The organism is Oscillibacter sp. UBA6647, from assembly GCA_002455655.1.
Lineage (GTDB): Bacteria > Bacillota > Clostridia > Oscillospirales > Oscillospiraceae > Oscillibacter.
Genome location: DKLF01000002.1, coordinates 37,060 through 45,436, shown reverse-complemented (window position 1 = coordinate 45,436; position 8,377 = coordinate 37,060). Strand labels below are relative to the sequence as shown.

The 8,377-nt window shown below is 61.1% G+C and carries 8 protein-coding genes; all 8 read left to right on the top strand.

What is annotated here, in order from left to right:
• Positions 1-128 precede the first annotated feature (128 nt).
• The 8 genes from aroF (at position 129) to aroQ (ending at position 8,248) form a co-directional block, all read left to right on the top strand.
• Positions 129-1,142 carry a 3-deoxy-7-phosphoheptulonate synthase gene (gene aroF / locus B2W96_RS00290; protein WP_293007376.1) on the top strand — a complete coding sequence of 338 codons (1,014 nt, stop codon included), beginning with the start codon at positions 129-131 and terminating at the stop codon, positions 1,140-1,142.
• A 5-nt stretch (positions 1,143-1,147) separates the two neighbouring features.
• The gene (locus B2W96_RS00285) at positions 1,148-1,984 is read left to right on the top strand and encodes a prephenate dehydrogenase (protein WP_293007374.1); all 837 of its coding nucleotides are present in this window, start codon (positions 1,148-1,150) and stop codon (positions 1,982-1,984) included.
• Between the two features lie 92 nt (positions 1,985-2,076).
• Positions 2,077-3,150: a 3-dehydroquinate synthase gene (gene aroB, locus B2W96_RS00280; RefSeq protein WP_293007372.1), complete on the top strand. Its 1,074-nt coding sequence runs from the start codon at positions 2,077-2,079 to the stop codon at positions 3,148-3,150.
• 1 nt (position 3,151) lies between these two features.
• On the top strand, positions 3,152-4,375 hold the full coding sequence (locus B2W96_RS00275) for a 3-phosphoshikimate 1-carboxyvinyltransferase (protein WP_293007370.1): 1,224 nt from the start codon (positions 3,152-3,154) through the stop codon (positions 4,373-4,375).
• Positions 4,365-5,444 carry a chorismate synthase gene (gene aroC, locus B2W96_RS00270; protein WP_293007368.1) on the top strand — a complete coding sequence of 360 codons (1,080 nt, stop codon included), beginning with the start codon at positions 4,365-4,367 and terminating at the stop codon, positions 5,442-5,444. The genes B2W96_RS00275 and aroC overlap by 11 nt, the downstream gene beginning before the upstream one ends.
• Positions 5,445-5,460: 16 nt before the next feature.
• Positions 5,461-6,597, top strand: coding sequence for a bifunctional chorismate mutase/prephenate dehydratase (locus tag B2W96_RS00265; RefSeq protein ID WP_293007366.1), 1,137 nt, complete (start codon positions 5,461-5,463; stop codon positions 6,595-6,597).
• Between the two features lie 3 nt (positions 6,598-6,600).
• Complete coding sequence (locus B2W96_RS00260) at positions 6,601-7,851, top strand: shikimate kinase (protein WP_293007364.1); 1,251 nt, start codon at positions 6,601-6,603, stop codon at positions 7,849-7,851.
• A complete protein-coding gene (gene aroQ / locus B2W96_RS00255; protein ID WP_293007363.1) occupies positions 7,823-8,248 on the top strand; it encodes a type II 3-dehydroquinate dehydratase in 426 nt (141 codons plus the stop codon). The genes B2W96_RS00260 and aroQ overlap by 29 nt, the downstream gene beginning before the upstream one ends.
• The last annotated feature ends 129 nt before the right edge of the window (positions 8,249-8,377 follow it).

The window sequence follows — 8,377 nt, the reverse complement described above, 5'->3', positions numbered from 1 at the left end:
TTATTTTGGTTGGGCTGAAAACGAGTGTGTGTGTGGCTGATATTGTCGGACCCATATCAGTACATAAACGACCCGCAGCCTAATCGGCTGCGGGTCTTTTTTGTACCAATTTTAAGGAGGAACCCATCATGATCGTCATTCTGAAAAGCAATCCCAACCGCGAGCAGCTTGAGAATCTCATTAGCTGGCTTCAGGATAAGGGCATCACCATCCACACCAGCCTTGGCGAGTCCCACACCATTCTGGGTCTGGTGGGCGACACCTCCCGACTGGATATTGATCTCCTCTCGGCGCTGGATATCGTGGAGGATGTAAAGCGGGTGCAGGAGCCTTACAAAAACGCCAACCGCAAGTTCCATCCCGAGGACACCGTGGTAAAGGTAGGCAATACTCAAGTTGGCGGCGGTACTTTGACCATTATGGCCGGTCCCTGCTCTGTGGAGAGCGAGGAGCAGGTCATCGCCATCGCCCGGGCCGTGAAAGCCAGCGGGGCCACTATGCTTCGGGGCGGCGCGTTCAAGCCCCGCACCTCTCCCTACTCTTTCCAGGGCCTTGGCGCGGACGGTCTGGAGATTTTAAAGGCGGCCCGGCAGGAGACGGGCCTGCCTATCGTCTCCGAGCTGATGGACATTTCCCAGATCCCCTTGTTCGAGGATGTGGACGTGATCCAGATCGGCGCACGGAACATGCAGAATTTCAACCTGCTCAAGGAGGTTGGAAAGCTGGACAAACCCATTATGATCAAGCGCGGCATGTCCGCCACCTATGAGGAATGGCTGATGAGCGCCGAATATGTCATGGCCAGCGGCAACCAGAACGTGATTCTCTGCGAGCGGGGCGTGCGCACCTTTGAGACATACACCCGCAACACGCTGGATTTGGCCTGTATTCCCGTGCTGCGCAAGCTTTCTCACCTCCCCATCATCATCGATCCCAGCCACGCCACCGGCAAAAGCTGGCTGGTGCCCACCCTTGCCGTGGGCGCGGTGGCCACCGGGGCGGACGGCCTTTTGATTGAGGTGCACAACGATCCCGCCCACGCCCTGTGCGACGGGGCCCAGTCTCTCAAGCCGGACACCTTCGACGTGCTGGCCCGGAAGCTGCACAAAATGCACGCCTTCTGCGCAGAGCTGGAGGGCTGAGCCTTATGAACGTCGGAATTATCGGACTGGGCCTGATGGGCGGCTCCATGGCCAAAAGCATCAAGGCCCGCACAGCTCACACCGTCTGGGGTATTGACACGGACGCGGAGACAATGACCCTCGCCCGTCTGTGCGGCGCGATTGACGGGGCGCTGACCGAGGATAATATCCCCCAATGCGATTTGCTTCTGGCCGCCGTCCGCCCGGTTGCGGCAGTTGGATGGGTGGAAACTCATGCAGAACGCATCTCCAAATCCGCCATTCTGGTGGACCTTTGCGGCGTGAAGCGGGCAGTGGTGAGCAAAATCGCCCCTCTTGCGGAAAAATGCGGCTTTGCCTATATCGGGGGCCACCCCATGGCTGGACTGGAGCGGGGCGGCTTTGTAAATTCCTCCGACCGGCTGTACGATGGGGCCTCCATGATTCTCACCCCCGACAAGCGGACGGACATGCAGCTTTTGGAGACGCTGAAAGCCTTTTTCCTGGACGTGGGCTTTGCCAGCCTCACCTTTTCCGACCCTGACGAGCACGACCGCATCATCGCCTATACCTCCCAGCTTGCCCATGTCGCCTCCAGCGCCTATGTTAAGTCTCCTGAAGCCCAGAAGCGCCGTGGCTTTTCCGCAGGCAGCTTTCGGGATATGACCCGCGTGGCCCGGCTGGATGAAGCGATGTGGACCGAGCTATTCATGGATAATGCCGACTATCTCACAGATGAGCTGGATATTTTCATCGGACATCTGAATGAATATCTGGACGCGCTGAAAGGCCGGGACACGGAATACCTGCTCCGCCTGCTTCGGGAGGGCCGGGACCTGAAGGCCACCGTCGGCGGAAACTGAGCCTATCCGGCCCCGCTTCGGCTTGCCGAAAAATCTGACGGCGCGGCTCCGCCCCTTTTTGTGAGGAACCGCCCATCCCATGGGAGGACGCTATGGAATCCACAATTCAAACCATTTTGGTGAACACCAAGCCAAAATACACCGTGTCTATCGGCCCGGGACTTCTGACCCAATGCGGCGAGCTGGCCGCAGGGGCGCTGACCCCCTGCCGTGCCGCCATTGTCACAGACAGCACAGTGGCAAAGCTCTACCTTGCCCGGGTGGAGGAACCCCTTCGGGCGGCAGGCTTTTCCGTCTGCGCCCACGTTTTCTCCGCCGGGGAGGAGCACAAAAACCTCTCCACCCTCTCCGAAATCCTTGAATTTCTGGCAGCGGAGCAGCTCACCCGCAGCGACTGCGTGGTGGCTCTTGGTGGCGGCGTGTGCGGCGACATGGCGGGCTTTGCCGCCGGGTGCTATCTCCGGAGCGTGAAATTTATTCAGCTTCCCACCACCTTGCTTTCCGCGGTGGATTCCTCCGTGGGTGGAAAAACCGCCGTGGACCTGCGCCATGGAAAAAATCTGGCGGGACTGTTTCTCCAGCCCTCCGCCGTGGTGTGCGACACCGATTGCCTGCAAACCCTCTCCCCCACCGAGCTGGCGGATGGGGCAGCCGAGGCAATTAAAACCGGCGTGCTCTCCGGCGAAGCACTGTTCACTTTGACGGACACGGACGATCTTTCCCGCAATTTGAAGGAAATTATCACCCGCTGCGTGGCCTTTAAGGCCACCGTGGTGGAGCAGGACGAGCTGGACAACGGTGTGCGTCGGACGCTGAATCTGGGCCACACCGCCGGGCACGCCATTGAAGCGTGCAGCGCATACGGCATTCGCCACGGTCACGCCGTGGCGGCGGGTCTTGCCATCATCGCCCGGGCCTCCGAAGCCCTTGGCTGGGTGGATGAGCCCTGCGCGGCGCGCATTTGCGCCACCTTACAGCGAAACAATCTGCCCACCGGGACGGACTATTCCCCCGCCGCGCTGGCCCGGGCCGCGCTTGCGGATAAAAAGCGCCGGGGTGGGAAAATTTCTCTGGTTATACCCCGGAAAATTGGCAAATGCGAGATGAAGTCCGTTCCCGTGGGGGAACTGGAGTCTATTTTCGCCGCCGGATGGGAGGATCGCTGAAATGGATATGCATATTAGCCCAGCCCTTCTGCGCGGCGCGGTTACGCCGCCCCCCAGCAAGTCCATGGCTCACCGTCTGCTGATTTCCGCCGCTTTGGCGGAGGGCACCAGCATCATTCATAACGTGGCTCTGTCGCAGGATATTGAGGCCACCCTCCGCTGCGTGGAAGCTTTGGGCTGCTCATGGGAACAGGCGGGGCCTTTTTCTCTCCGTATCCACGGCTGCGGTCCGATTGTCCCCACCGACAAGACGCCCCGATTTGACTGCGGAGAATCCGGCTCCACCCTTCGCTTTTTTATCCCTCTTGCGCTTGCCATAGCCGGGAGCGGCGCGTTTACCGGCAGAGGGCGGCTGATGGAACGGCCCCAAGCGCCGTATTTTGACCTGTTTGACGAAAAAGGCATCGCACACTCCATGGAAAATGGTGTGCTGACGGTGCGGGGAGCCTTGAAAAGCGGGGAATACAGCCTTCCAGGCGACGTATCCAGCCAATTTTTTACAGGGCTTTTGTTTGCCCTCCCTCTTCTGAAGGAGGACAGCGTGATTGTTTCCTCTACAAAGCCGGAATCCGTCGATTACATTGCCATGACCGTGGAGGCCCTGCGGGCCGCCGGAATCCGCGTACTCAGCCAGCCCGCCCAGCGGCGTTGGACGGTCTCCTCCGGACGGTTTCACTCATTTAACGCCACGGTGGAGGCCGACTGGTCCCAAGCCGCTTTCTGGTATGCCGCAAACGTCTTGGGCAGTACCCTTCGGCTTGAGGGGCTGGACCCCAAATCCTCTCAGGGCGACCGGGTGGCGGCGGAATACGCCGTTCAGCTTTCCCAGCCCGGCGATGTGGAGATCGACGTGTCCGGCTGTCCCGATCTGGTGCCGCCGCTGGCAGTGATGGCGGCGGCACGGCAGGGAATCTGCCGGTTTACCAACGCCGCCCGGCTCCGCCTGAAGGAGAGCGACCGGCTGAAAACCACCGCCGCCCTGCTCCGCGCCCTTGGGGGCAACGCCGAGGATGGGGCGGACAGTCTCACAGTCCACGGCGTTTCCCGCCTTTCCGGCGGCGCGGTGGACGGGGCGGGCGATCATCGCATTGTCATGGCGGCGGCCATCGCCGCCACGTGCTGCGCCGGTCCTGTCACGATTCTGGGGGCCGAGGCGGTAAACAAATCCTACCCTTCGTTTTTTGAGGACTATTTGGCGCTGGGAGGTGACGCACATGTCGTCTGAGTTTGGAAACCGCCTGCATGTGAGTATCTTCGGCCAGTCCCACGGAAAAGCCATTGGCGTGGTGGCAGACGGTCTTCCCGCCGGAGAGCGAGTGGATCTGGAGGAGCTTGCACGTTTTCTGGCTCGGCGCCGGCCCGGGCAAAACGCCCTTTCCACCTCCCGGCAAGAGACGGATGCGCCCGAATTTCTCTCGGGCCTTCAGGACGGCGTGACTTGCGGTTCTCCTCTTTGCGCAGTGATTCAAAATCGGGATCAGCATTCCTCGGACTATGCCGCTCTTGCGGATACGCCCCGCCCCGGCCACGCGGACTATACCGCGTGGGTCAAATGGGGCGGTCAGGCGGATATGCGGGGCGGAGGCCACTTTTCGGGCCGTCTCACCGCGCCGTTGTGCATAGTGGGCGGCATTGCCAAGCAGATTTTGGCCCGGCGTGGCATCTATGTTGGGGCGCACCTTTTTTCCGTAGAGGAGGAAACGGACGTTTCCTTCCCTCTCCTGCCCGCCCCATCTCTGTTTGAAGAAATTGCCGCCAAGCCCTTCCCCGTGCTGGACGACGCCCGGGGTGAGCGGATGCAGGGGGCCATTATGGCCGCCGCACAAGAGGGGGACTCCGTTGGCGGCGTGGTGGAATGCGCCGCCGCGGGCCTGCCCGCCGGACTGGGCGAGCCGATGTTTGACGGAATGGAAAGCCGCCTTGCGGCGGTGCTGTTCGGTATTCCCGCCGTGAAGGGCGTGGAATTCGGCGCTGGATTTGAAGCGTCCGCACTGCGGGGCAGCGTGAACAACGACCCCTTTTGTATCCATGACGGGCGGGTGGAAACCACCCGCAACCGCAGCGGCGGTATTTTAGGCGGCATTACCAACGGGATGCCCCTGACCTTGCGGGCGGCATTCAAACCTACCCCCTCCATCTCCAAGCCGCAGCAGACCGTGGACCTTAACCGCATGGAGGAGACGGAGCTGGTCATATCGGGGCGGCACGACCCCTGTGTGGCGCACCGGGCCGTCCCCGTGGTGGAAGCCGCCGTGGCCACGGTGCTGCTGGACATTCTTTTAGAGCAAAATTGATAAGGAGGCCTTTCCTATGGAACTTTCAGAAATTCGCGGACAAATCGATTCGGTGGACCAAGAGCTGCTGAAGCTCTTTCTCCGGCGCATGGAGCTTTCCGAACACGTGGCCGCCGTTAAAAACGAGCAGGGGCTTCCCATCTCCAATCGCGCGAGAGAACGGGAGATTCTTGCCCGGGTGGCGGCGGAGGCTGGAGACAAGGAGCGCTACGCCCATCAGCTTTTCACCACGCTCTTTCACCTCTCCTGCGCCCGGCAGGCGGAGCTGCTCAGCGCGCCTACGCAGGTGGGGGCGCAGATAAGGGCGTCTCTTGCGGCCGGGGCCGAGGTCTTCCCCCAGACGGGTCTTGTTGCCTGTCAGGGTATGGAGGGCGCCAACTCTCAGGCAGCCTGCGACCGTCTTCTGCCCCGGGGAACCATCGTCTATGTAAAGAGCTTTGAAGCAGTGGTTTCCGCCGTGGAGTCCGGCCTGTGCCGATTCGGCGTGCTGCCCATTGAAAACAGCTCCAACGGCTCCGTCCGGGCGGTGTATGATTTGCTTCAGCGCCGTCGCCTGTCCATTGTGCGCAGCACACGGCTGTGCATCCGCCACGAGCTGCTGGGCCTTCCCGGCGCAAAGGCCGACGAGCTGACGGAAATCTATTCCCATCCGCAGGCCATCGGCCAGTGCGGCCATTTTCTGGAGAGTCTATCGGGTGTGCGGGTAATTCCCTTCGACAACACGGCCACCGCCGCCAAGCTGGTGGCAGAGCGGAAGGACCCGCATGTGGCAGCGCTATCCTCCCACGCCTGTGCAGAGCTATATGGTCTGAGCGTTTTGAACGAAGACGTGCAGGACAGCGACAACAACTACACCCGTTTCATCTGCATTACCAAGGAACCTGCCATTTATGCCGGGGCCGACCGCATCAGCCTGATTATCGCCTGCGAAAACAAGCCCGGCGCGCTGTACGACATTCTCTCCAAGCCCGCCGCTCTTGGCGTCAACATGACGAAGCTGGAAAGCTGCCCCGTGACGGGCCGAAACTTTGAGTTCATCTTTTTCATTGAACTGGAGGCTTCGGTCAAGGACCCGGCGGTGCTCCCCATGCTGGAGGAGATTGAGCGGAGCAGCCAGAGCTTCCACTTCCTTGGCAACTATTCGGAAGTATAAGCCATGCCCGAGAGGATCTACGGCTTACTTGGCCGGACGCTGGGCCATAGCTGGTCCGTCCCCATCCATGCGGCGGCGGGTAACGGAGCCTACCGGCTCATTGAGCTGGAACCCCGCGGGCTTTCCGAATTTCTCTCCCGGCCCGACATCGGCGGGCTGAACGTCACCATTCCCTACAAGCGGGACGTGATGCCCCTGTGCGACGTGATCGACCCCGCCGCCCGGGAGATTGGCAGTGTGAACACCATCGTCCGCCGGGACGGGAAACTGCACGCCTGGAACACGGACATTATCGGCTTTTTATACATGGCATCCCTTGCGGGGGTGGACATGAAAGGCCGCAAGGTGATCATTCTCGGCGGCGGGGGAACCTCCCTCACCGCGCAGGCCGCCGCCCGGACGGCAGGTGCCAGCGAGATTGCGGTTATCACCCGCAGCGGCCCGGACAACTATGAGAACCTCAGCCGCCACGCCGACGGAGAAATCGTGGTGAACACCACGCCGGTTGGCATGTATCCCAACAACGGCGAAGCGGCGGTGGATCTTACACGCTTTCCCGCCTGCCGGGGCGTGCTGGACGTGCTTTACAACCCCCGCAGGACCGCGCTACTGCTTCAGGCCGAAGCGCTGGGCCTTCTCTGCTCCGACGGGCTTCCCATGCTGGTGGCGCAGGCCATCGCGGCAGAGGAGCTTTTCTTCAACCGGAGGATTGCCCCCGCCGAAACTCGGCGGATTCTGACCCTGCTGCGCCAGAAGATGGAAAATATTGTCCTGATTGGGATGCCGGGCTGCGGCAAATCCACTGTGGGCGTGGCCTTAGCGGAGCTGACAGGGCGAGACGCGGTGGACTTGGACGCAGAAATTGTAAAGACCGCCGGGAAATCCATTCCCGCCATCTTCGCCGAGGATGGGGAGTCGGCCTTCCGGGCGCTGGAGCAAAACGCGGCGGCGCGCTTTGGCGCCGAAAGCGGGAAAATTATCATCTGCGGCGGCGGAATTGTGAAAGATGCAGAAAATTACAGACTTCTCCACCAGAACGGCCGCATTTATCAGCTTGACCGGGCCATAGAAAAATTGCCCTCGGCGGGCCGTCCCCTGTCGCAGGGCGCGGACCTTGCCGCCATGGCGGCAGAGCGCGCGCCGCTGTATCGCCGGTTCCGGGATGTACTCATCGACAACAACGGCAGCGCGGCGGGGTCCGCCGCCGCCATATGGAGGGATTTTTGTGCGGATTCTGATTCTCAACGGACCTAACCTGAACATGCTGGGCGTGCGGGAGCCGGAGATTTACGGCCACGAAACCTACGATGATCTTTGCTCCATGCTGCAAAAGGAGGCGGACACCTTGGGCGTTTCGCTGGAATTTTACCAGTCCAACCACGAGGGGGCACTGGTGGACGCCATCCAGGGGGCTTACGGCGTAATGGACGGCATTGTCATCAACCCCGCCGCCTATACCCACACCAGCGTAGCGCTGTTGGACGCTGTAAAGGCAGTTGGCCTTCCCACTGTGGAGGTTCACATCTCCGACCCGGACACCCGGGAGCCGTTTCGCGCCACCTCCTACATTCGCTCCGCCTGCGTGAAAACCATTAAGGGCCAAGGGCTGCGGGGCTATGTGGATGCGCTGCGCTTTCTCTGCGGGAAATAAGGCGGCAGGACAGCCGCCCCGCAGAACAGGACTCTCGGTTTTACCGTCCCTTTCTTTAAAGCAACCGAAAGCGCCTTCATGCCGAAATCAGCTTCCATGGAGCAGCTTTGTTTCTCTGAATCAGCCCGC